Origin of the sequence: Mycobacterium sp. IS-1264, assembly GCF_001954195.1 — a bacterium.
Taxonomy (GTDB): Bacteria; Actinomycetota; Actinomycetes; order Mycobacteriales; family Mycobacteriaceae; genus Mycobacterium.
The window spans coordinates 1-22,061 of the sequence record NZ_MBES01000024.1; the positions used below are offsets into that span (position 1 = coordinate 1).

22 protein-coding genes, 1 tRNA gene and 1 pseudogene are annotated in these 22,061 nt (G+C 67.4%); 11 read left to right on the forward strand and 13 right to left on the reverse strand.

The window, feature by feature from the left end:
* From A5744_RS05665 to A5744_RS05680, 4 genes are all read right to left on the reverse strand, one after another.
* The coding region (locus A5744_RS05665; RefSeq protein WP_076059164.1) for a hypothetical protein at nt 1–1,069 on the reverse strand (1,069 nt) is incomplete at its 3' end.
* Nucleotides 1,070–1,342: 273 nt separating this feature from the next.
* On the reverse strand, nt 1,343–3,412 hold the full coding sequence (locus A5744_RS24600) for a hypothetical protein (RefSeq protein ID WP_240562977.1): 2,070 nt from the start codon (nt 3,410–3,412) through the stop codon (nt 1,343–1,345).
* Nucleotides 3,413–3,527: 115 nt separating this feature from the next.
* Nucleotides 3,528–4,100, reverse strand: coding sequence for a dCTP deaminase (gene dcd, locus A5744_RS05675; RefSeq protein ID WP_076059166.1), 573 nt, complete (start codon nt 4,098–4,100; stop codon nt 3,528–3,530).
* A gap of 42 nt (nt 4,101–4,142) precedes the next feature.
* Nucleotides 4,143–4,778, reverse strand: a complete 636-nt coding sequence (locus A5744_RS05680) for a hypothetical protein (protein WP_076059168.1) — start codon at nt 4,776–4,778, stop codon at nt 4,143–4,145.
* 209 nt (nt 4,779–4,987) lie between these two features.
* Between A5744_RS05680 and A5744_RS05685 the strand changes: the two genes are divergently transcribed.
* Nucleotides 4,988–5,061 (forward strand) — tRNA-Gly (locus A5744_RS05685).
* Nucleotides 5,062–5,092: 31 nt separating this feature from the next.
* Here the strand turns inward: A5744_RS05685 and A5744_RS05690 are convergent.
* The 3 genes from A5744_RS05690 to A5744_RS05700 form a co-directional block, all read right to left on the reverse strand.
* Nucleotides 5,093–5,296 (reverse strand): hypothetical protein, encoded by a 204-nt coding sequence (locus A5744_RS05690; RefSeq protein WP_076059169.1) that lies wholly within the window; start codon nt 5,294–5,296, stop codon nt 5,093–5,095.
* Between the two features lie 141 nt (nt 5,297–5,437).
* Nucleotides 5,438–6,835 carry an MFS transporter gene (locus tag A5744_RS05695; RefSeq protein ID WP_083679207.1) on the reverse strand — a complete coding sequence of 466 codons (1,398 nt, stop codon included), beginning with the start codon at nt 6,833–6,835 and terminating at the stop codon, nt 5,438–5,440.
* A 40-nt stretch (nt 6,836–6,875) separates the two neighbouring features.
* Entirely contained in the window at nt 6,876–7,802 is a 927-nt protein-coding gene (locus A5744_RS05700; protein WP_076059171.1) for a LysR family transcriptional regulator, read from the reverse strand.
* A 106-nt stretch (nt 7,803–7,908) separates the two neighbouring features.
* On the opposite strand from A5744_RS05700, the gene A5744_RS24320 reads away from it, so the two are divergent.
* The 3 genes from A5744_RS24320 to A5744_RS05710 all read left to right on the forward strand — a co-directional run bounded on the left by A5744_RS24320 (nt 7,909) and on the right by A5744_RS05710 (nt 11,142).
* Nucleotides 7,909–8,214: a hypothetical protein gene (locus A5744_RS24320; RefSeq protein ID WP_139331245.1), complete on the forward strand. Its 306-nt coding sequence runs from the start codon at nt 7,909–7,911 to the stop codon at nt 8,212–8,214.
* 172 nt (nt 8,215–8,386) lie between these two features.
* Nucleotides 8,387–10,165, forward strand: a complete 1,779-nt coding sequence (locus A5744_RS05705) for a hypothetical protein (protein ID WP_139329484.1) — start codon at nt 8,387–8,389, stop codon at nt 10,163–10,165.
* A 137-nt stretch (nt 10,166–10,302) separates the two neighbouring features.
* On the forward strand, nt 10,303–11,142 hold the full coding sequence (locus tag A5744_RS05710) for a L,D-transpeptidase (RefSeq protein WP_076059173.1): 840 nt from the start codon (nt 10,303–10,305) through the stop codon (nt 11,140–11,142).
* A 121-nt stretch (nt 11,143–11,263) separates the two neighbouring features.
* Here the strand turns inward: A5744_RS05710 and A5744_RS05715 are convergent, their stop codons facing one another.
* Complete coding sequence (locus tag A5744_RS05715) at nt 11,264–11,818, reverse strand: hypothetical protein (RefSeq protein WP_076059174.1); 555 nt, start codon at nt 11,816–11,818, stop codon at nt 11,264–11,266.
* Between the two features lie 177 nt (nt 11,819–11,995).
* Here A5744_RS05715 and A5744_RS05720 point away from each other — a divergent pair, with 177 nt between their 5' ends.
* Nucleotides 11,996–12,832, forward strand: coding sequence for a hypothetical protein (locus A5744_RS05720; RefSeq protein ID WP_240562976.1), 837 nt, complete (start codon nt 11,996–11,998; stop codon nt 12,830–12,832).
* A 16-nt stretch (nt 12,833–12,848) separates the two neighbouring features.
* Here the strand turns inward: A5744_RS05720 and A5744_RS05725 are convergent, their stop codons facing one another.
* Nucleotides 12,849–13,520: a GAP family protein gene (locus A5744_RS05725; protein WP_076059178.1), complete on the reverse strand. Its 672-nt coding sequence runs from the start codon at nt 13,518–13,520 to the stop codon at nt 12,849–12,851.
* A 147-nt stretch (nt 13,521–13,667) separates the two neighbouring features.
* Between A5744_RS05725 and A5744_RS05730 the strand changes: the two genes are divergently transcribed.
* Nucleotides 13,668–15,086, forward strand: a complete 1,419-nt coding sequence (locus A5744_RS05730; RefSeq protein WP_076059180.1) for an amidohydrolase family protein — start codon at nt 13,668–13,670, stop codon at nt 15,084–15,086.
* On the opposite strand, the gene A5744_RS05735 is transcribed toward A5744_RS05730, so the two are convergent.
* Nucleotides 15,083–15,388, reverse strand: coding sequence for a hypothetical protein (locus tag A5744_RS05735; RefSeq protein ID WP_076059181.1), 306 nt, complete (start codon nt 15,386–15,388; stop codon nt 15,083–15,085). The genes A5744_RS05730 and A5744_RS05735 overlap by 4 nt on opposite strands.
* 108 nt (nt 15,389–15,496) lie before the next feature.
* Here A5744_RS05735 and A5744_RS05740 point away from each other — a divergent pair, with 108 nt between their 5' ends.
* Both A5744_RS05740 and A5744_RS05745 read left to right on the forward strand, forming a co-directional pair.
* Nucleotides 15,497–15,724, forward strand: coding sequence for a hypothetical protein (locus tag A5744_RS05740; RefSeq protein WP_076059182.1), 228 nt, complete (start codon nt 15,497–15,499; stop codon nt 15,722–15,724).
* Between the two features lie 26 nt (nt 15,725–15,750).
* A complete protein-coding gene (locus A5744_RS05745; RefSeq protein ID WP_139331246.1) occupies nt 15,751–17,298 on the forward strand; it encodes a glycosyltransferase family 39 protein in 1,548 nt (515 codons plus the stop codon).
* Nucleotides 17,299–17,302: 4 nt separating this feature from the next.
* Here the strand turns inward: A5744_RS05745 and A5744_RS05750 are convergent, their stop codons facing one another.
* On the reverse strand, nt 17,303–18,127 hold the full coding sequence (locus A5744_RS05750; protein ID WP_076059185.1) for a glycoside hydrolase family 16 protein: 825 nt from the start codon (nt 18,125–18,127) through the stop codon (nt 17,303–17,305).
* Nucleotides 18,128–18,481: 354 nt separating this feature from the next.
* Here A5744_RS05750 and A5744_RS05755 point away from each other — a divergent pair, with 354 nt between their 5' ends.
* On the forward strand, nt 18,482–19,117 hold the full coding sequence (locus A5744_RS05755) for a hypothetical protein (protein ID WP_076059187.1): 636 nt from the start codon (nt 18,482–18,484) through the stop codon (nt 19,115–19,117).
* 73 nt (nt 19,118–19,190) lie between these two features.
* Here A5744_RS05755 and A5744_RS05760 read toward each other — a convergent pair whose 3' ends face one another.
* Nucleotides 19,191–20,216, reverse strand: a complete 1,026-nt coding sequence (locus A5744_RS05760) for an NADP-dependent oxidoreductase (protein WP_076059189.1) — start codon at nt 20,214–20,216, stop codon at nt 19,191–19,193.
* A 56-nt stretch (nt 20,217–20,272) separates the two neighbouring features.
* Between A5744_RS05760 and A5744_RS05765 the strand changes: the two genes are divergently transcribed.
* Complete coding sequence (locus A5744_RS05765) at nt 20,273–20,965, forward strand: DUF3060 domain-containing protein (protein WP_076059191.1); 693 nt, start codon at nt 20,273–20,275, stop codon at nt 20,963–20,965.
* A 32-nt stretch (nt 20,966–20,997) separates the two neighbouring features.
* On the opposite strand, the gene A5744_RS05770 is transcribed toward A5744_RS05765, so the two are convergent.
* Nucleotides 20,998–21,387, reverse strand: a complete 390-nt coding sequence (locus tag A5744_RS05770) for a hypothetical protein (RefSeq protein WP_076059192.1) — start codon at nt 21,385–21,387, stop codon at nt 20,998–21,000.
* Nucleotides 21,388–21,632: 245 nt separating this feature from the next.
* On the opposite strand from A5744_RS05770, the pseudogene A5744_RS24930 reads away from it, so the two are divergent.
* A pseudogene (locus A5744_RS24930) lies at nt 21,633–21,956 on the forward strand (hypothetical protein); the annotation flags it as partial.
* Nucleotides 21,957–22,061: the final 105 nt, after the last annotated feature.

Below are 22,061 nucleotides of genomic sequence, written 5' to 3' on the forward strand. Positions count from 1 at the left end.
GGGCGGGGGCGGGTTGGGTTGGGACGACGACGTTTTGGGCGGGGCTGGGACGCAACGCGACCGTCGGCCGGATGCTGATCGCCAGCGCAATCTCCAGCGCCACCACCGCGGTGATGAATATCACCGCGAGCGTGCTGCCCACCAACAGGACCGACCGGCGGCGCTGCGCGACCTCATCCAAACCACTGGCGCCACCAGCGTCGTCGTCCGGTATCGCGCTGTAGGCGACGTCGGGACTACCAGTCTCGGCGCCGGCGGATGGCGCTGCGGCGCCGCGGTATTCGGGCACGTATCCGGGCAGTAGTCCCGGCGACTGTGCGGTGAATGCCAGGGGGTCGACCTCGCCGGTGCCGGGATCCAGCGCGTATCCCAGCGCGGCGGTGGACGACGAGAACAGCGGCGCGTTCGCCGACGCCAGCGCCGCGCCCCGGGCCAACGCCATCTCTGGCTCGTCGGGAACCGAAAGCGCGAGTGTGGTCGCGGCCTCCAGCGCCGGCTTGATCAGCGGGATGTCGACGCCGGAGCCGACAACGACCAGACCGTCCGGGCGCGTTTTCAGCGATTCAGCACGGGAGGCCAGCTGGACAAGCTCCGCGACAGCCTGGTCTTCGTCGTCGGGGAGAATCCTGCGGTGCACATCCGACACCGATCCGTCGGCGGTATCGACCACGGCCAGGGTCGCGGTGTAGGGCTCGACAAAGAGCATCGCGGTGTTCGCGTAATTGGTGGCGTCGCCGACCGCCTGCGTCAGCGCAGCCGCGGCCATGAAGGCCGACACCAGCATGACGTTCTCGACCTTGTGCGAAATCAGCGCGTCCCGAAGCAACGCCGCCCCGACGTGATCGGTCCAGGTCACTCCGGCCGACAGCAGCTGATAGCCACCCTCTTCCGCGCCTTCGCGCGTGCCCAGGATGGCCGAGACCACCTGGGTGGGTGCGGTGCGAGGCGAGTCGTCGGTGACGTCGAAGTTGTCCTGGTCGACGGCGGCCCCGTCGGCGCCTTCACCTTCGACCAGCACCATGCGGACCTTCGTCGGCGCCATCGATACGCCAAGCACGACGCCCACCACCGCTGAAAGTTCTCCTTCGATAGTCTGCTGTGCCGCCCGCACAGCGCGCGGACCGCACCGTTATCTCGTTGTCACCCAAGGATTTTGATCCCGTAGCACCGCGCAGGATCTCCGGGTTAGCTGGGCCTTATGAAGTTCTAGCGAATGGGCGGCACATCTTCTTGACCAGCCCTTATCTGCCTGAGACTACTCGCGTAGCCGCCGGGTTGCTGAGTACCCGTCGCGGTGCGTTTCCGAGTTGTAACGCCGAGCCCGTCCAGCCACGACGGGCGGCTACTTGTGCCCGCCGCCACCGCTACTGTGGCCACCGCCGAAGCCGCCGCCCCCGCCGCCGAAGCCGCCGCCGCCGAGCCCACCGCCGCCGCCAAGGCCGCCACCACCGAGGCCACCGCCGCCGCCGAACGGCCCGCCGCCACCGCCGCTGTGACCGCCGCCGAACGGCCCACCGCCGCCGGCCGGTCCGCCACCACCAAATGGCCCGCCTCCGCCGCCAAATGGCCCGCTTCCGCCAATCGGCCCACCGCCGATCGGTCCGCCGCCGAATGGCCCACCGCCACCGCCGCTGTGGCCACCGCCGAGGGGCCCGCCGCCGAACGGCCCGCCGCCGCCAGGACTACCTGACCCCGTGCCGGGCAACGGGACGTGTACCGGAGGCTGGGCTACCACCGGCGGCTGGGCTATGACCGGCGGCTGCGGCACGTGGACCGGCGGCTGGGCTACCACCGGCGGCTGCGCTACGACCGGCGGCTGCGGCACGTGGACCGGCGGCTGCGCTACGACCGGCGGCTGCGGCACGTGGACCGGCGGCTGGGCTACGACCGGCGGCTGCGGGACGTGGACTGGCGGAGTCACCTGCGGCGGGGTCACCTGCGGCGGGGTCACCTGCGGCGGCTGCGGCACGTGGACCGGCGGAGTCACCTGCGGCGGGGTCACCTGCGGCGGCTGCGGCACGTGGACCGGTGGGGTCACCTGCGGCGGGGTCACCTGCGGCGGCGATGGCAGCTGCGGGACCTGGACCGGCGGTTGATTCACCACGGGCGGCGACACGCGCGGTGGGAGCTGGATCACCGGCGGTCGCATCACCGTTTCGAGACCCGGCACCAGGAGCGGGGCCGCTGGAACCGGCGCCACCGGAGGCACCACGACCGGCACCGGAATCACCGGAGCCGCGGGAGCCGGCGGAGCCGGTATCGCGGGAGCCGCGGGCAGCGGCGCGGCTTGCGGGTGTATCGGCATAGGCGCGGCTAGAGGTATCGGGGCGTTGATTTTCTGCGCCGGGGGGGATGCCTCGAGGAGCGCGGGTGCGGGGGCCTGCTGCGTCGGGACGATCAGGTTTTGGCTCGGGGTCGGTCGCAAAGCGACCGTCCCGGTCGCGCGGATGCCAATGGCCAGCGCGATTTCCAGGGCCAGCGCCGCGCTGATGCCAATGACCGCCAAGCAACTACCGACCAGCAGCACCGGCCTGCGACGCGGCTCGTCCCGTTCGGGCGCGAACAGCTTTGGTACGACGACAGTCGGGACGTCGTCGTCCTCGTCGGGGACGGCGCTGTACGCGAAGTCGTCGTCACCGTCGAGAAGCCCTGAAACACTGAGGTATTCGGGCACTGAAACAGCGGCACCGGTGCCCGGGTCTTGCGCGTAGGCCAGTGCAGCGGTGGACGAGGCGAACGTCGGCGCGTTCGCCGCGGCCAGGGCGGCCCCGCGGGCCAGTGCGGTGCCGGGCTCCTCCGGCGCGCTCACGACAAGCGAGGTCGCCCATTCCAGCGCCGGCTTTATCGAGGCGATGTCGACGCCCGAGCCGATCAAGAAGAGACCGCCCGGCCCCCATTCCTGCCCATCCAGCCCCGAGATCATCCTGGTGAGCTGTGCGGTGGCCTCCTGGTAGGACTCGGCGTAGATCTGTTGCCGGTAGAGATCGACGATGGAACCGTCGGAGGTCTCGACGACGGCCAGCGTGGCGGCATCGGGCTCGACGAAAAGCACCGCGGTGCGTTCGTAACCCATTGCGCCGCCGACGAATTGACCGAGCGCCGTCGCGGCGAGAAACGTCGAGACCAGCATCACGTTCTCAAGCTTGTGGGCGGTCAGCGCGTCGCGCAGGGCGGCCGCTTCGAGTTGATCGGTCCACGTGACCCCGATAGACGACAGCTCGAGGCCGGCGTCGGCGGCGCCCTCACGGGTGCCCAGGATGGCGGCGATCACTCGATCAGACGCGCTGATGGTCGGCGCGTCGTCGGCAGCGGAGACGTCGAACTCGTCCTCTTCGACCGTGGCTCCCTCGGCGTTCTCACCTTCGAGCAGAACCATCTGAATCGACGCCGGGGCCATCGATACGCCGAGCACGATATCCAAAACAACCCCTCCAAAGGTGTTGCTAGCCGAGCCATGGTCGGGCGGAGGAAAAAACCACGACTAACTAAGTATCGCGCAGGAGGGCGGTGGCGGAACCCCGCCGAAGCTATGTAGTCCTTATGAAGTTCTGATAGGACCGAGACGGCGTCGGTCCACGCTGGCCCTGGTACTTCGAGCCGACGCGTGAACTGCCGTAAGGGTGTTCGGCCGGGCTGGTCAGCCGCAAGATACACAGCTGCCCGATCTTCATGCCGGGCCACAAAGTGATCGGCAGATTGGCGACGTTGGACAGCTCGAGGGTGATGTGACCGCTGAAGCCGGGATCGATGAAGCCGGCCGTTGAGTGAGTCAACAATCCGAGCCGGCCCAGTGACGACTTGCCCTCCAGCCGTCCCGCGAGGCCGTCGGGCAGGGTGAAGAGCTCCAGCGTCGAGCCGAGGACGAACTCGCCCGGATGCAAGACGAAGGGTTCTCCCTCGATGGGTTGCACCAGGCTCGTCAGCTCGTCCTGCTGCTTGGCGGGGTCGATGTGGGTGTAGCGGGTGTTGTTGAACACCCGGAACATGCAGTCGAGGCGCACATCGATGCTGGACGGCTGCACCAGGGCGTCGTCGAACGGGTCGATGCCCAGCCGGCCGGCGGTGATTTCGGCCCTGAGGTCGCGATCGGAGAGCAGCACTCGACGAGCCTAGCCGTTGGGAAGGTGGCAGCCGTCCTACCTTTAGTCAGCGAGGTAGCTTTCCCGGCCCGTCGGGTATCCGCCCCCGGTGGTCGTGACGTGGACGTGGTCGTAGTGGCCGAGCCTCGACGTCTGCGCACCATTGGGCGTGTAGTAGACGCCCCGCCAAATCGCGTCCTGTATTCCGAAGCGGTTTGCGTTCTGCATAACGTAGGCGACGATGGCATTTCCCAGCGCGATCCCCTGGGCGGATTGGGGGTCGGGGATCATGACGTCGAGTGCCAGACCGAGGGGATGCCACGGCAGCGGATCCGGTCGCACGCCGCCGATTTCGTGAATCTGGGGAAAGTCCGCACTGATGGCACGGGCGGTCAGGATGGTCCTGACCTGTAAGCCGCGTTCCGAGGCAACGCCGACGGGCAAGAAGCGCGAGCGGGTGTGATATCTCGATGCCGCCGGAACAGCGCGGACGCCGGCGCCAACCGACACATGCGATGCCGCTGCAACGATTTGCAAGCAGCACGGCGCGGCGTCACTGATAACGGGTTTGGGCTCGGCCCGCGGTCCGAACGAATCGGTATCCGCCGCCACGGCGAAGAAAGCCGCCGCGGGGGTCAGTACCGCTGCCAGGACAACTGATGGCTTGCGCCGTTTCTTGGCTAATCGATGCCGACCCACGGCAAGCACATTACGGAATGATCACGAAACAATAAACACCGGCTTTTTCACATGCGGGGATAGCTGTGCGTTTCCCCACATCAGACCATTCTGTCGGGGCCGTTTTCTGCATTCGAATGACATCGCAAGCGCCGGCCGATGCGCGCAACACCTCGGCGCAGGCGGGCGCGGCCGTGGCCGGCCGGGTGCTAGCCTGCTGGGGCAACAGCGCCGATGTAGTTCAATGGCAGAACATCAGCTTCCCAAGCTGAATACGCGGGTTCGATTCCCGTCATCGGCTCCAGGTCTGACCTGCGGCAGCAGTGTTCGACCAGCTAACTCCACTCCCGGATCTTTTCCAGGTAAAGCCTGATCTGTTCCAGGCTGACTCCGATCTTCCGCTGGCCGGATTGGCCGCCCAGCACCAGCTGGTTGGTGTCGTTGTCGTATAGGAGGTACTCGTCATCGCGTAGCCGGGTTAGGACCATGTTGACTTCGGCGGCCAACCGCTGAATCCGGCCCGGGTCATCGGTGGTCACACCTGGCCTCCTTCTGCTGTGCCCGGCCACGTAGCAATGAGGGTGCCACGACGTTGTCACTGCGGCGGACTGCCCTGGACACTCTGACTCGGCTCCCCAAGCTGAATGCGCGGGTTCGATACCCGTCATCGTTTCCACGGATCATTCCGGAGAACAGTTAAGTTCCCCCAAGGCCGAGAGCTTGCTGCGTGCACTCCGAAGCACGGCCAGGGCCGCGGGCAGCAACAGCGCGGCAATCACCGCGAGGATGGCCTTGATGCCGTCACCCATGCTCCAGCCCTGACGCTGCAGCATCTCCAATGCGGTGCCCGACACAGTGACTCCGACACCGGCGATCGCAACGAGTGACGTCAACGCGACACCGGCGGCTTCGCCTGCCCGCTCGGGCGCAACGACGGTTTGAGTCGCGACCGTGGTGAACGCGTAGACCAGACCCATGGTGAAACCGCAGGCCGTCAATGCGACTAGGTAGACCACCCACTGCTGAGAAGCCGCCAGGACGGCCAACGATATCGCGGCGACCGCGCAACCGACGCCCATGACCTTGATCGGTGCATAGCGCGCCGCCAGACGTCCCGAGACCACCCCACCTATCGCCGCGCCGGCGGACGGGCCTAGGAATGCGATACCCGCTGTAAGAGGGTCCAGCCCACGCACCTGTTGGAGGTTCATCGTCGATAAGAACACCGTCACCGTGTAGGCGACGTTCGCAATCGTGCCCGCGACGACCAAGGTGGAGAACCTCGAATTGCGCAGTAGCGCCAGGTTGACAAGTGGCCAGCGCACCCGTTGCTCGACAACCACGAACGCACCCAGCGCAACCATGGATGCTATAAACGTGCCGAGCGTCGCCGCTGACAGCCATCCCCACGATGGTGCGCGATCAAATGCCAACGTGAACAACCCAATTCCCGCAGTGATGAGCGCGAGCCCACCGAGATCCAAACGACGAGGGACGGTTTCGTCCGAGGTCTCAGGAACCGTCTTCGCGCCCATGAGGAACGAGATTGCGGCCAAGGGCACCAGCAGCCAGAAGACGGCGCGCCATCCGACGGTCTGGGTGAGCAGCCCACCGACCAGGGGCCCCGCAGCGTTTCCCAATCCCGCTATGCCGTACGCCAATCCGATCGCATGACTCGACTTCCCCGGCGGGAAGGCATTGGTGAGGACACTGACCGACACGGGAAAGATCAAGGCGGCGCCCACACCTTGTACCGCCCGGAAGGTGATGACAACGGCGGCGGACGGCGCGATCGCGCAAAAGACCGAGGCAACTCCGAACAGTGCAATGCCGGCGAGCAGCGCACGGCGGCGCCCGAAGATATCGCCGATGCGGCCCGCGGGGACCATGAATGCGCCGAGCGCCAACATGTAGACGCTGACGACCCATTGCAGGTCCGTCGTGCTGCTGTGCAGATCTGACGCCATTCGTGGTAGCGAGAGGTTCATTGCGAAGTAATCGATCTGCACGCAGAACAATGCCGTCGAGACGGCGGCCAGTATCCAACGCGATCGCACTTGTCCGGACGTTGAGGTCACCGCTCGACGATATAGTTTCAACGGCTTGGGATCAGGGCAGTCACCGACTCGTCGCGATGTGGTTGAGCAAATCCCTTGCCGCCCCCGCAGGCGGGGTACGGGCGCCCAGCCAGATCGCACGCAGATCGCGTCGCAAGTCGAGATCCGCGACCGGAACCGCGCGCAGGCGACCATGGATGAGGTCATCGCTGACGGCCAACCGACTCATCACCGCCGGACCGGCACCGGCCAGGACGGCAGCGCGAACCGCTGCCGCAGAAGCGAGTTCGAGTGGATGCGCGGCGGGCGCCGACCGATCGCTGTCCAGCGGCTCCTCGGTGCCCAGCAAGAGGCGCCAACCCGACTTGCGCGACACCAATGGCGTTCGGCGAAGCTCCGCAACGGTGATCGCAGCCGATCGCCGCACCCACTTGTGATCGGGCGGCACGACGACGATCAGCTCGTCGCGCCCGATCACGCGGCTGCGCAACCCGCGAAGCGCGCCGCGGATCTCGATGAATCCGAGCTCCGCCTCGCCGTCCCGCACGGCCGCGATCACTCCTTCGCTGTCGGTCGCGTTGAAGCCGACCTCCGGCGCGGTGCCGCCGTGCCGCAGGACCGCCGCCTGGAACGACACCAGCCAGCGGGGCAGCAATTGCTCCGTCACCGTTTGGCTGGCGGCCACTGTGAGCCGGGTGCGACGCTCGGCGCGCAGCGATGCCAGCCCGGTGTCGACGCGCTGCGCGACATCGAGTATCTGGTCCGCCCATTCGACGACGACCTCGCCAGCCGGGGTCAGTTGGGTGCCTCGCGTCGTGCGCGTCACCAGCCGTACGCCGATCTGGGACTCGATCGAGGTCAGCCGCGCCGAGACGGCCTGTTGACTGGTTCCCACTTCTCGGCTGGCCGCATTCAAACTGCCCGTCTTGGCGATCGCCGACAACAACTCAAGGGCGGAAAGTTCGGGCATCCGCGCGCTTAACGGCACGCCTGATCGTAGCGCCGCTGGCGCCTTCTGGATACAAGGCGCGCTTGTATCCCTGCAAGAACACGACCGCTACTGCGACGACATCGCGGGATGAACGATCAATGCCATGAACACTTCAACAAACACCAACCAGACCCACGCCACCACGACAACCACCGCGCGCACCACGGCAAGCGGATTCCCCCGCCGCACCATGGCCGGCGTTCTGCTGACCATGGGGATCACGGCGACCGCCGTTGGTTTCGCTGCGCCAAGCCACGCCGACGAGGGCGCACCGGCCCCGGCCCCTGAGGTCACTGCGCCAGCGCCAGCCGCGCCCTGGCTTCCGACGATCGACCGATTCTGGGGCGGCTACCGCCACCTTCACTGCGGATTCCCTGGCTGGCGCGGGCCCTTCCAGTGCTGGTACTGAGCGGCGGACACGAAAGGAAAACTTCCCGACACACCAGGGGTGGCCCGCATGGGCCGCCCCTGGTCACTTTTGACAGGGGCCTTGGTTCATAACAACTGCACAGCTTCGGCAGGCTCCAGATACAGCTTCCCCGGCGACGATCGGTTAGCGGTCTCGTTGGAAGGCGTGCCTAGTGGATATCGTGCTTGGGGTCTCGATGGCGCCCGCTTCGGTTCAGATGGTGCTGGTGCAAGGGGAGAACGCCGACGGCGTCACATTGGACGAGAACGAATTCGCGACAGGCGCCGCCGACGACTCCCCGACCGTCAGCGCGTCCGACCGCGTGGTCGCCGCCATCCTGGCTACCCGCGAAGACTCCGACGCTGCGGGCCTCGAGCTATCGTCCGTCGGTGTGGCGTGGACCGACCAACTCGAAGCGGCGGCCCTGCGCGACGCACTCGCCGCCCACAAGCTCGAGAACGTCATGCTGGTCTCGGCGTTTCTGGCCGCGACCTCGCTGACTCAATTCGTCGGCGGCGCAATGGGTTACGAGCGTACCGCGCTGCTGTTCATGGAACCCGACACCGCAACTCTGGCCGTCGTCGAGACCGCCGACGGTTCCATCACGGATGTTCACCAAGAGCGGTTGAATGGTACGCCCGGGCGGCTGACAGACGACGAGCTGATGCACCTGCTCGCCGGACTCGACCAGCTGGCTACGCACCCGGACGGACTGTTTGTGCTCGGCTCCGGCGTTGACATCGCAGCGGTCAGGGCGCAATTGGAAGAGGCGACGTCGCTTTCCGTGAGCGCGCCGGAAGAGCCGGAGACGGCCCTGGCCCGCGCGGCGGCCCTCGCATCCGCGAACGCGTCGTTGTTCGCGTCGTCGACGACCGCGCTGGCCTATGCACAGGACCCCGGCACGGGCGCGGTCGACGCGAATGCCCTGCCCGAGTACCTGAGCATTGCCGCGGCCGAGCCGGGCGAGGACGACCTTGCCTACAGCGCGGTCGCCGACGATGAAGCCAGCGCGCCAACTGTCGTCATGGACGCCCCCGCCCATCGTGAGAGCGAGCCCCGTCGTAGGTCGGGCCTACTGGTCGGAAGCGTGGTGGCGGTCGCCGGCTTTAGCGCCGCGTTGGCGCTCGAGGTAGCACTGACGGTCGGCGTCCACACGACGGTCGGGTTGCTGCCCGCCCCGCTGCACAATCTCATCGCCCCGGCCGAGCAGGTATTCGCCCCTGTGCCAGCGGAAGTCGCGGCCACCCAGGCGGTGGCACCGAAGCCGCTGAGTCCGCCCGCAGCCACGCCGCCGCTGGCCGCTCCGGTTCCCGCGGCTCCGCCACCCGCGGCTCCGCTCCTTCCGGCTCCGATTGCGGCGGCCCCGCCGGTGCCCGTTCCGCTGGTCGTACCGCCGCTCGCGCTGCCCGCTCCGCCGCCGGCAGTCCTGCCGGAGCCTCCGGTCGTTCAGGTCCCGCAGCGCCCGTCGCCACCGATCGACGTGCCGCCGCCGATTCATGTCCCCCCGCCGGTCCACGTTCCCACGCCAGCACCGCCGAAATCGCCGCCGCCCCAACAAATTCCCCCGGGGCAGGGGCCGAATCCCGGCGGCGAGGGCGGCGGGCCCTCCGGCAACCCGGGCGGACCTGTTACCGGCCCCGGTCCGAGCCATGGAACTCCAGGCGACGGCGGGCCGCACGGCGGACCGACAGGCGGTGGCGGGTCGACCGGCGGATCGGCCGGTGGGCCAGTTGGTGGCGGTGAGTCCGGCGGCGGCACGTCGATCGGTGGCGCCGAGAGCGGCGGCGGCTTCGGTGGTGGCGGCAGCAGCGCTAGCGGCGGCGGTGCTAGCGCCGGCGGTGGCACGAGCAGCAGCTCTAGCAGCGGCAGCAGCAGCTCGGGCGGCAGTAGCAGCTCTGGCAGCAGCAGTTCTGGCGGCGGTGCCGAGAGCGGCGTCGGCAGCCACCACTAGCCCGAGCCTGGTCCGCGTTGGCTGTAGCCAAATCGTGATGAAGCCTTGATCAATTGCGAACGCGCCCTTGCGCTTCCGCTGTTCGCGACGGCCCTACCATCACTATTGCAACTCTGTCAGTTAAAGGAATTGGAGCCATGCGGGCGGTTGTTCGGTGTGTTCTTGCCGTCGTCGGGATGGCCGGGAGCGTCGTTGCGAGCCCGGCCGGTGTAAGCGTGGCGGCGGCGCACCAGCCGCAGCATTTGGCCATCGCGTCGGTTCTCCCGAGGCGGGGCGAGGTCGTCGGTGTCGCGCACCCCGTGGTGGTGACCTTCGATGCGCCCGTCGCGGACCGGCCCGCGGCCGAGCGTGCCGTCGCGGTCAGGTCGACGCCGGCGATGACCGGCAAGTTCGAATGGCTCGACAACAAGGTCGTGGAGTGGGTCCCGGACCGATTCTGGCCGGCGCACAGCACGATTCCGCTCTCGGTGGGCGGAGTGTCCACGGAAATAAAGACGGGTCCTGCCGTCGTCGGTGTGGCCAGCATCGCCGAGCACACGTTCACCGTGACCATCGATGGGGTCGAGGCGGGACCGCCGGCGTCGCTCCCTGCGCCGCACCACCGACCCCACTTCGGGGAGCCCGGCGTCATGCCGGCCTCGATGGGCAGGCCGGAGTACCCCACTCCCACAGGCACCTACACCGTCCTGTCCAAGGAACGCACGGTGATGATGGATTCGAGCAGCGTCGGCATCCCCGTCGACGATCCTGACGGCTACCGTCTTCCGGTGGATTACGCCGTTCGCATCACCGACCATGGCCTCTTCGTGCATTCGGCTCCCTGGGCGGTCAATTCGCTCGGGTTGGACAATGTCAGCCACGGCTGCATCAGCCTGAGCCCCGAGGACGCGGAGTGGTACTACAACACGGTCAACGTCGGTGACCCGGTGATCGTGCAGGACAACAGCATCGAAGTTCCGCGCATAGTCTCTCGGTGACTCGCTGTCTCCCAAAAATGCGTCGAAATGCCCTGACAGTACAGGCCTTTCACCGCCCTTGATACAAACGGACCCGCTAGCGATAACCTAGCGGGTCCGTAGTGTCCGGGAAGGGGTCGCGTCAGCGCGCGCCCGACGGACCGGGCATAACCGGCTGACCGGGCACCGGCCCGCCCGTCGGCGCCGGACCGGTCGGCGCATCCTTGACTCCGGACATGTCGAGGAGGGGGGCGCTCGCCACGGCATCGATCGGTGCCTCCACCGGGGCGCCGAGCGCAATCAGCGGAGCACCGGCGGGCACCACCGGGGCAACCGGAGCGCCCAGGGGAAGGGGCAGCGGGCCAGGCAAGAGCGGAACGCCGGCCGGCACGACGGGCACGATCGGGGCGCCAACGGGCCCGGGCACCACCAGCGGAACACCGGACATGTCCGTGAGCGGAGCGGCGCACGTTTCGACGACCGAGCCTCCGGCGGCGAGTACCGGTCCGCCAGCGGCTCCCGCACCGCCGGCCTCTGCCGGTCCACCGACGGCCGCCGGCACCTCGCCCGCCTGCTGCTGGGTGCACGCGTGGCCGCCCGTTATCAGCGGGGCGGCCGCCGCGTCGGGGCTCAACGCTATAGCGGCGCCGCACAACCCAGCGCTGGCAACTACTTTGATGCTGAACCGCTCCACCATCAGCGTCGACTCCTCTATGCGCGCTCAGATACTCCAAAAGTCGTTTCCCGACGACCGAGCCAATTGTCTGCAGACAATATGAAACATGAGCCGCGCCGCACCGCTCCGTTTCCAAATGGTGACGTCACGAGGTTGTCACAAGTCAGAACAGGTACCGCGACCTGCTTACCTGCACCGATGTGTTACGAACAGCGGGTGGTCGTCTTCAAGCGGCGTGGTCGGGAGCGGGAAAGCGCGGAGCCGTCCGTCGGGCAGGGCTATCACCGGCAGTGGCTCGAGAACGCCGAACGCCAGGGCGTGCCTTCCGACGTCGTCGCCGAGATCGCCCGGGAGCACGCCATCACGCCGGAGAGCTTCACGATTCTCGGGCAATGCACCGAGTTCAAAGATCCGGACGGCAAGTCCTTTTTCCTCCTGTCGCGGGGCATCAGTGCGGACGACGCACGCAACGCGGCGCTGATGACCTACGTTCTCAACGCCGGCACCGACTACGGCACGCCGGGCAAGCAACCCACGGACTTCCCCGAGACGCCGTACACCGCCGCCGAGGTTGGGCGGATCATCAACCGGCAGAAGGCAAACCGCTGGAGCTACGAGCAGGACGTCGGCTTCGCGCACCGCAACGGCGCGCACCTCGTCACCACACCCAACGGCATGCTCATGGGCCTCGGCGGCAACCGGATTCAAAAGCTGTTCAGCCGGGAGGGCGGCACCGCCTGGGGCGACATCTTCATGGTCAACGTCGACGACTCGATCGGTGCCGACCATCGGCTTCGCCAGATCGTCGAGTCCGGGCATGCCTGGTACTCCGACCGCAATGGCAACGCCGCCGAGAGCAACCTCGCGCTGGACCGGGTGTTGCACCACGAGGAGCTGCACTGCCAGCAGTGGGCCGCCAAAGGCCACGCCGGCATGATCACGGCCTACCTCTGGGAAGTCGTCCGCGACAAGGTCTTTGGCAAGACGAATAGGCTCGAAGCGGACGCCGGCCTGTCCGACGGCGGCTACCGCTGAGCCGGGAAGCGCGAAGTCACAAAGCGCGAATTCCGTTGTGGAGCACCATCAAACCGATCAAGACCAGGATGGCCGCCATCAGCGCGGCGTTGTTGCGCTCCATCCAGGTTTTGAGCCGTGCCAGCGGATCGTCGAGGCGCTGACCGACCTCCGCGTAGGCCAGCACCGGGATCGCGACCGTCGACGCGGAGAGGGCTACGAAAAACGCGCCGCATATCAGCCCGTCGACGACACCGAGGTCGTTGGTGCCGATGGCCAAGCCGGCGGCCAGGCACATGATCAGCACCTCGACCCTCACTACCGTCAGCGCCAGCCCGGTGATCGCCGCGCGCTTCGGGCTGATGGTGGCAAACGCACGCATCCACGCCGGGGACTCGCTGTGGCCGTGCCGGGTCAGCCACCGGTAGATGCCGAACAGGATGAGTGCCGACCCGAGGACCACGCGCAGCCAGGACGCCCACCTAGGCGGCGCGTTGTGCATACCCCCGAGCGCGCCGGAACCGGCAACGAAGATCGCGGTCTGCGCCGCCAGCCCGAATACCCAACCCCCGAGGAAGGCCAGGCTCGTGGGCTTCGGCCGCGGCGTCTGCAGCACCAGGACCGCCGGGATGATCGACAGCGGCGAGATTGCCACGACCAACGCCAGCGGAGTGAGCACGCTCAGAACGGATCCCCAGCTAGTTGCCACGGGCAGCAATCTTCGCACTGACGCCGGGATCGTGCCAGCGAGCGCGCCGGGTGTGGTCGTCTTGACCCCGAAAAGCCGCCGGGGTGGTTGGATGTGACGTGCGGTGCAACAACATTCGTTGCGCTCCCAGACACGGGGGATGATCGCGTGACTCGGACCCACCTTGGACACATTTTTCACCTCACCGGCGCACCGCCGCTGTCCGAAGCCGCCGCGGCGCTGGTGTCGATCCCGGAGGGCGCGCTGGTGGTCGGTGACGACGGCAAGGTCGCGTTCTGCGGCGAGCGCGCCGACCTGCCGCTGAAGTACCGGTCGGCGCCGGTGTCCAATCACAGGCCCGGGTTTCTGCTCCCGGGCTTCGTCGACGCCCACGTGCATTTTCCGCAGACGTTCGCGGGCGACTCCTACAACGGGGGGCAGCTGCTGGAGTGGCTGACCGGCTGTATGTATCCATCGGAGGCCCGCTTCGCCGACCCGGCGTTCGCCAAGCGGGCGGCCGTCGAGTTCTGCGACCGGCGCATCGCGAGCGGAACCACCGCGGCCATGGTCTTCGGGTCCGCGTTTCCGCACGCCCAGGACGCGCTGTTCGCCGAGACGCAGCGGCGAGGACTGCGGATCGTCAGCGGCCGCGGCATCCAGACCGTCGGCCCCAAAGCAGCTGAGCCGTTGATGACGTCGGAGTCCGATGCGCTGCGGTTGGCCCGGGAGGAGATCGACAAGTGGCACGCGGCCGACACCGGAGACGTGACGACCGCCCGGTTACACGTCGCCGTCGTTCCACGGTTCGCGATCGCGGTCACCGCCGAGATGCTGAAAAGCCTTGGCGAACTGTATGATTCGGTGCGCGATCGAGGCGTGTATTTCCACACCCACCTCAACGAGAACAACCGCCCCGAGACCGGCGAGGTCGCCGAAACCAAGAAGATCTTTCAGGTCGACACCTACCTGGACACCTATGACGGCAGGTTCCTACCGGGCTCGAAGGTCGGCGGGCCGAGCATGCTCGGGCGGCGCAGTGTCATGGCGCACGCGGTGCATTGCCAGGATTCCGAACTCGAGCGGATGTCGGAGACCGGCACCTCGATCGCGCACTGCCCCGTCTCCCAGCAGTTCCTCGGCTCGGGCACCATGCCGTGGCTACGCACGGTTGCCTCCGGCGTAAACATCGCCGCCGGAACGGATTTCGGCGGCGGGGATGAGTGGCCGATACCGCAGGTGCTCGCCGCCGCCTTCAAGGTGCACATCTCGGAGCCGGGCGACGCCGGGGTTTCGATGCACCCGGCCGAGATGCTGTTCCTCGGAACGCTGGGCGGTGCGCGCGCACTCGACATGGAGGACCGGTTCGGCAACTTCGACATCGGCAAGGAGGCCGACTTCGTCGTCATCGACCCCAACCGGACGCCGGCGCTGAAGGCCGTGATCACTCAGGGCGTGCGGTCCGACGATCCGGCCATGGCCCGCGACCAGACGCTGTTCGGGTTGTTGATGAGCACGCGGGAGACGTCCATCGCCGGAACCTACGTGCAGGGACGCCGGCTGGCTCCGGCAGAACCGGCGACCGGCTAGCCCCGTCGGCGCAGCGTCCAAGCCGGCACCCAGTGCGTCACGCTTCTCTGCTTGGATCCGTATGCGATCGGATAGGTCACCAGCCCCCACCAGTCGCCCTGCTCGCAGAGCCCCCAGCAGCTCAGCCTGCCCTCCACGACCTTGTGCAGCTGCAGGCCGTTGGGCTGATACCGGCCGGACCGGTGCGGCTCGCGCGGGAACAGCACGGTGAGGTCCACCAGCACCGTGATCGGCGGGCGCACCACCCGAAACGGGCTGCGGACCGGCTGCCCGTTGTAGCCGATCGACGCGAGCTGTCCCATTGATCGATCATACGTTCGAATCCCCGGTTCGTTGAGTCCCCGCAATTGCGGCGCGGGCGCCCGGCCCAATCGATAGAGTCGCGTCACCGATACCGAGGGGAAGTCACCATGAGGAAGTTTGCGGCCGCAGGACTAATGGCATTCGCCGGGCTGATGACCATGGCGGTGGGCGTGGCCAACGCCGATGAAGTGGAAGTCGAGGGCAACTACTCGAGCCAAGGCGGCTGCGAGGCGGACGGCCCGCACGTCGAGATCACCCACAACGACCACCTCTACACCCATTGGGACTGCCGCCTGGGTCCCGACGGTTTTTGGCACGTGTGGCTGAGTAACTGAAACCTGCCTTCTGGCAACATAGCGATGTGCTCAGCGAGTCACGGCCTACCCGTGGTGCGCTTCGCGGTAACCGGCTGGCCCCCGCGCTCGACCCGCTGATCGTTGGAATACTGTCCGCCGCCGTCAGTCTGGTCGGCGCCGGGCGCCCGTCCTTCTGGTACGACGAGGCGGCGACCATTTCGGCCTCCTACAGTCGATCCCTGGCCCAGTTGTGGCGGATGCTCGGCAACGTCGACGCCGTGCACGGGCTGTACTACCTGCTGATGCACGGCTGGTTCCAGATCTTCCCGCCCACCGAGTTCTGGTCCCGCGCACCAAGTGGCCTGGCCGTCGGGGGCGCCGCCGCCGGCGTCGTGGTGCTGAGCAAGCAGTTCTCGTCGCGCACCGTCGCCGCGGCCGCCGGGGTCGTCTGCGGGATCCTGCCCCGCTCGACATGGGCGGGCATCGAGGCGCGGCCCTACGCGCTATCGATGATGGCGGCGGTGTGGCTGACCGTGCTGCTCGTTGTTGCCGCTCGCCGCGACAACGCTTGGTGCTGGCTGTATTACGCGATCGCCCTGGCGTCGTCGATCCTGCTCGAGATGTACATCGTCCTGCTGTTGTTGGCGTATGTCGTTATCGTGTGCGCCTTCTGGCGCAATCGAGCCGTGCTGGTTCACTTCGCGATTGCTTCGGTCCTGACGGTGTGCGCGCTGGCGCCGTTCGCCTTCGAGGTCGTCGGGCAGGTCCAGCAGATCAAGTGGATCGCGCCGGTCGGACACCGGACGATCGAAGACGTGACGGTGCAGCAATACTTCGAACGCAGCCCGCCGTTCGCGGTGTTGTCGGCGCTGGTGGTGGTGGCGGCAATTGTCTTGTGGCTCAGCGGCTCTGCGAAATTCAAGGAGTCGGACCGGCAGTTGTTGACCCTGGCGATTGCGTGGCTGGTGATACCGACCGCCCTGATCGTGATCTGGTCGGCAGTCGCGGTCCACCCGATCTACACGCCGCGCTATCTGTCGTTCACGGCGCCGGCGGTGGCGCTGATCCTCGGTGTCTGCATCGGCGCGTTGGCGGTCAAGCCCTGGGCGGCGACGGGTGTCGTTGTTCTGTTCGCTGTCGCCGCGGCACCGAATTATGTTCGGGCACAACGTAACCCGGACGCGAAATATGGAATGGACTACAGTCAGGTGGCGGATCTCATCACGGCGAAAGCCGCACCGGGCGACTGCCTACTCGTCAACGACACGGTGACGTTCATGCCCGCCCCGATGCGGCCGTTGCTGGCGGCGCGCCCCGATGCCTACCGGAAGCTGATCGACCTGACCCTGTGGCAACGGGCAACCGACCGCAATGAGGTCTTCGACACCAACCTGATACCGGAAGTCGTCGCCGCGCCGCTAAGTCATTGCGGCGTGGTGTGGATCATCACCCAGGCCGACGCCACGCAGCCGGCCCACGAGCAGGGCGCGGCACTTCCGCCCGGCCCTCGCTACGGTGCCACGCCAGCGTTCGCGGTCCCCCACGACCTGGGCTTCCGGCTGGTCGAGCGATGGCAGTTCAACCTGGTCCAGGTGATCAAAGCCGAGCGATGACGGCCTACCAGATGCGGATGTAGTCGACGAGCATGTCCGCCGGGAAGGTCCCCGCGGCCGGATCGCCGGCGCCCACCCCGCCGACGGCGAGGGTGAACATGGGAGTCATCCAATAGCCGGGGTTGTTGAACGGCCACCGCATGTCCTCGGGCGGGCCACCATAGACATGGATGGGCTTGTTCGGAACGCTGAAGTACGGCGCCCCCCCATCGCGCGAGAATTGGAAACCCTCCGGCCCCCAGTGCATTCGCCACGTGTGCCAAGCGCCATCCACCAGACCCGGAATCGATTTCCCCTCCCAGGTTTTCCCGTTCGATGCCGCGTGCACCGTGGTGCCCGGGGCCCAGGCGCCGTTGCCGTACCACTCGAAGACGTCGACCTCACCGTCGGGCATGGGATCCTCGTTGACGCCCCAGAACGCGGACCACAGGCCGGGGAACAAACAGTCCAGCTTGATCCGCGCTTCCCAGGTCTGGTTGATCATGCTGCGAAAGTTGCCGCGCAATTTGCCGCTGTAGTAGGTGCCCATTTCGTGGGTGGCGCGGAGGACCAGATTGGAATTGCCGTCGAGGAAGACGTTTCGGCGGTCGTCGCGGTATATCCCCTCGACCGGCGGGAACACGTCGTCCTGCCAAGTCTGCACCGTCCACTTGCCCGGATCGGGACCCGAGCCAGCCGGGCCGTCGAACTCGTCGTGGAAGATGTAGGGCCCGCCGCCTCCGGTCGACGGCGCCGGCGGCGCCGACGGGGCGGCCCAGGCCTCGGGCATGCTCATCGCGGCCCCGATCATGCCGAGCCCTGTCGTCAACAACATGCTGCGACGATCCATCTACCAACCACCCATCGTTGAAGTCGGGAACTCTGAGTCGGTGCGCCCCTTCTCGGCAACTCTCGCAAACGGTGTTATGAAACCATGCACGTGGGATGCTACGCATCCCATCTCAGGTGGTTTTCAAAAGACACGCACCGAGTGGACCAGCATTTCCGCCGGGTAGGGCCCGAAATCCGGCGATCATGATCATCCGATGCCGATCCATGTCTGGACGATAGCAGCCCATTTTCGGCTGGGTAATCGGCGCGCGCCACCCGGCTGCCCGTCCGCCAACCATCAATCTTGTTGACATTGTCCGAGTCGGTGGTATCAAGGAGCTTGATACCTCCGATGTGTTGAAAGGAAATAGAGATGTCTGGTGGATTTTTCGGCGGGTTTGGTGGACCCGGGTTCGGTGGACCCGGCTTTGGCGGGCCTGGTTTTGGCGGGCCTGGTTTTGGCGGTCCCGGTTTTGGCGGCTGGGGCGAAAAGGGTTGGGGACAAGGCGGGTTCGGCGGCCCCGGCTTCAAGGGCGGCTTCGGGCCCGGCGGTCGGCCCTTTCTCAAGCGCGCCGCGTTCGTGACCGCGGCCCTGTTGCTCGACGGGCCGGCCGACGCCGCGCAGATCGTGCAGCGGGTGTCCGACGCGACCGAGGGTGCCTTCACCCCGCCGCAGGACGTGGCGGAGCTGGCCATCGGGCTGCTGGCGGGCCGGGGTGTGGTCACGGTCGACAACGGCGTGGCGACGCTGACCGAATTCGGCCAGAACCTGCTGTCCTGGCGCGGCGTCAGCAGCGAGACCGCGCACGCCTTCCTGGGCCGGGCGGCCAACTTCGGCGACGTGTTCAAGATCCGCAGGACCCTCTTCGAGGTCGCGGGGCTGGCGCGCACGATCACCTGGACCGGCACCGACGAGCAGAAGCAGCAGCTCGCCGAGACCCGCACCAAGGTGCTGGAAGCCCTGACCGACGCGAAGAAGACGCTGCACCGCGTCCTCGGCGAGGCCTAGTGGCGATCGCGAGCGCGCGTTGGGGGCACCTCCCGCTTGCGGGGGACCGGGCGCTGCGGTCGCCACCATCGACCTAGGCCGAGGTCGGCTCGCTCAGCTTGACCAACATCTTGCCGATGTTGGCCCCGGTGAATAGGCCGTTGAGGGCGTCGACGCACGATTCGACGCCCTCAAACACGGTCTGGCGGTGTTTGATCCGGCCTTCGTGCTCCCATCGATGAAGCGCGGCGAAGGCCTCGTCGAAGCGACCCCAGTCGTCGAGCGCGTTGAAGCCCTGCATCAGCGCGGTCTTGGACAACAGGTTCACGTAGTTGGCCGGTCCGGGATGCTCTCCGCTGAGGTAGCTGGAGATCACCCCGCACAGCACCACCCGCGCCTTGGCGGCCAGCCGGCCCAACACCGCGTCGAGTATCGGCCCGCCGACGTTGTCGAAGTAGACGTTGACGCGCCGCGGGCAGTGCTCCTTGAGCGCGGCGGCCAGGTCGTCGTTCTTGTAGTCGATACACGCGTCGAAGCCGAAGTCCTCGACCACCGCCCGGCATTTCTCCGGGCCGCCCGCGATGCCCACCACCCGGGCGCCGGCGATCTTGGCGATCTGCCCGGCCACCGATCCGGTCGCGCCAGCGGCCGCGGAGACCACGACGGTCTCGCCGGGTTGGGGCCGGCCGATGTCCGTCATCCCGATGTAGGCGGTGGCCCCGGTCGGGCCGTACACCGACATGACGGCCAGCTGGTCCACCGAAGCCCGGCCGGGGACGGGCGTGGTGAACACGTCGTCGCGCACGATCGCGTACTCCTGGAAACCCGTCAGCGTCGTGACGACATCGCCGACGGCGTAGGCGTCGCAGCGCGATTCCACGATTTCCCCGATCCCGGCCGCACGGATGACCTCGCCCAGCTGCACCGGCGGAAGGTAGCCGGGCTGGTCGTTCAGCCAGGTCCGCACCGCGGCGTCGAGCCCGACATACGTGGTTCGGACCAGGGCCTCACCCTCGGCGGGCCGGGGTGCCGGCTTGGTGAGCAGTTCGGTGTCACCGGGTTTGACCAGACCGGTCGGGCGACGACGCAACACGATCTGGCGATTCGGCAAGTCGGGCACGATGCAGAAACTACCGAACCGGCCGAAATTACCGGAATGAATGGCATATTCAGTGCATGAACCCGCACGAAGACCCGGAGGACCGGATCCGGGAGCTTGAGCGCCCGCTGGCCGACTCGGCACGCACGTCCGAAGTGGGAGGCTCGCAACCGGCCGATCAGGCCTACGCGCCCGGGCCCGGGGTCCCGCCGCCGCCAAACCAATGGAGCTACGGCGGACCGTTTTCCGGCCCACCGCCGAAACCCCCGTCCAGCAACCGCGTGTGGTGGATCCTGGGCGCCGTCATCGTCATCGGCGTGCTCGCCCTCGCCGGCGGTATCGCCGCGTTCGCCGCCCATCAGCTTTCCGGGGTCCGGTCGATCATCACGTCCCCGCCGACGATTTCCGTTCCGTTTACGTCACCGTCCAACAGCCCGACCACGTCACCGCCGTCGAAGAGCCGGACCCGAACGTCGGCCCCGTCGACGTCCGCCACCGCACCGGCGGGTGGCCAGCTCACCATCTCCGGGATCAACGAGAATCGGACGGTCGCCTGCAACGACAGCGTCGTCAGCGTGAGCGGGGTCTCCAACACCGTTGTGATCACCGGTCATTGCGCGAGCCTGACCGTGTCCGGCGTCCAGAACGCGATCACCGTCGATGCCGTCGACACCATCGACGCCTCCGGCTTCGACAACAAGATCACCTACCACACGGGCACACCCAAGATCACCAACGCCGGTGGTTCGAACTCCGTCGAGCAGGGCTGACGGCGCACGAAAAGCGTGATGCCCCAATGTGATTAGGGCGTCGGTTCTTCCGTATCGTCGTCGAGGACGCTGGCGGCGATGCCGTACGGCAAGAAGCGGACCTTGCGCTTGGGGTCCACGTTGTCCTTGTTGGCGCGCAGCGCGTCGATTTCGGTCGCGTAGACCTCCTCGACGCGAGCGCCGCCGTCGCCATCCACGGTGTAGATGGCCCACACCCCGTCGCCGGCCTCGCCGGTGGTCTCCGGCCCGGACCGGGGCCGCCGCGACAGGTCCTCGAAGATGGCCGACCATCCCGCCCGGCCGCCGGGTGCGGCGACGAAGTTGCCGATCCGCTCGAACAAGTCGCGCAGTCCCTCGCTGCCCTCCCTGATCACGCGATCGAAGTCGTCGGGATCGAATCCGAATGCACCGTGTTCGCCCACGGGACCTCCTTGCGGCTCGTCGGAGTTATTGCCCAGTGTGCGCCTAGTCGCCGTCGTCTGCCACGGACGATCGCCCAGGGCTTAAGGAGCCGGGGGCGGTGGTGGTGGCGGCGCCGGCGGATTAATCGGAATCGGCACCGTGACGAACGGGAGACGCACGTACATCGTCAGCGGGGGTCGGGCCGGGTCGTACTGCGGAGGGGGTGCCGGCGGCGCGTACTGGGGCGGTGGCGGTGCGGCCGGCGCCGGAAGAGCCGGACATGGCGCTGGCCCGCGGCGCGGCATTGGCATCCGCGAACGCGCCGCTGTTCGCGTCGTCGACGGCCGCCCTGGCTTACGCGCTGGACCCGGGCACCGGAGAGCTGAATCCCGGCGCGCTCGCCCCGACCTATCTCGACGTCAGCGGCATCGCGGCGTTGGGGGCCGATGCGCTCGCCTACAGCGCCCTGGACGACATCGCGGACCACGAGCCACGGCAGCGACGCCGGTCCATGCTGCTGGCTGGGAGCGCGCTGTCGGCGGTCGGTGTGGCCCTGGCCGGGGTGGTGCTGGCCTCGCTGACGTCGGACACTCCGACGTCGGTTCGGCAGCAGGACTCGCGGGCCAGCGCCATGTCCGGCTCTTCCGGCGCGATCACGTCCAGCGCGGTTTCCGCGTCGAGCAGGCTCTTGCGG

Bases quoted from the DNA above. Each gene is read 5' to 3' on its own strand.
- A5744_RS24320 (WP_139331245.1), top strand. From the start codon at position 7,909: ATGAACACTTCAACAAACACCAACCAGACCCACGCCACCACGACAACC.
- A5744_RS05765 (WP_076059191.1), top strand. From the start codon at position 20,273: ATGAACCCGCACGAAGACCCGGAGGACCGGATCCGGGAGCTTGAGCGC.
- A5744_RS05710 (WP_076059173.1), top strand. From the start codon at position 10,303: ATGCGGGCGGTTGTTCGGTGTGTTCTTGCCGTCGTCGGGATGGCCGGG.
- A5744_RS05740 (WP_076059182.1), top strand. From the start codon at position 15,497: ATGAGGAAGTTTGCGGCCGCAGGACTAATGGCATTCGCCGGGCTGATG.
- A5744_RS05715 (WP_076059174.1), bottom strand. From the start codon at position 11,818: ATGGTGGAGCGGTTCAGCATCAAAGTAGTTGCCAGCGCTGGGTTGTGC.
- A5744_RS05720 (WP_240562976.1), top strand. From the start codon at position 11,996: ATGTGTTACGAACAGCGGGTGGTCGTCTTCAAGCGGCGTGGTCGGGAG.
- A5744_RS05735 (WP_076059181.1), bottom strand. From the start codon at position 15,388: ATGGGACAGCTCGCGTCGATCGGCTACAACGGGCAGCCGGTCCGCAGC.
- A5744_RS05750 (WP_076059185.1), bottom strand. From the start codon at position 18,127: ATGGATCGTCGCAGCATGTTGTTGACGACAGGGCTCGGCATGATCGGG.
- A5744_RS05755 (WP_076059187.1), top strand. From the start codon at position 18,482: ATGTCTGGTGGATTTTTCGGCGGGTTTGGTGGACCCGGGTTCGGTGGA.